Genomic DNA, 381 nt, shown 5'->3' with positions numbered 1-381 from the left:
GGTGGTCCATGAGGACGAGCGGTTGAGCTATGGCGAGCTCAACGCGCGGGCCAACCGGCTGGCGCATCACCTGATCGCCCTTGGGGTCAAGCCGGGGGATCACATTGCGACAGTGCTGGACCGCTCCGTCGCCCTCGTGGTGGCGCAGCTGGCGATCCTGAAGGCGGGCGGAGTGTATGTGCCGATCGATCGCGCTCTTCCATCTGCGCGACAAGAGTGGCTGATGGCCGATTGTGCTGCGCGCCTGGTGTTTAGCGAGAGTGACGATGATGATCTGCTTGAGGTGACGATCCCTGTTCTGGCGATTGAGCCGCTCATGACCGGAGCAGGGTCTAGTGCCGATCCTGGCCTGGCATTGAGCGCCGAGGCTGCCGCTTACGT

At 63.5% G+C, this 381-nt stretch carries 1 protein-coding gene; it reads left to right on the top strand.

The window, feature by feature from the left end; all coding sequences use genetic code 11:
• Positions 1–22 precede the first annotated feature (22 nt).
• A partial coding sequence (locus AC0L2A_RS36445) for an AMP-binding protein (protein WP_473613019.1) occupies positions 23–381 on the top strand: 359 nt, incomplete at its 3' end.

The organism is Mesorhizobium sp. WSM4844 (assembly GCF_055811775.1).
This window is presented reverse-complemented; position numbering and strand designations above follow the sequence as displayed.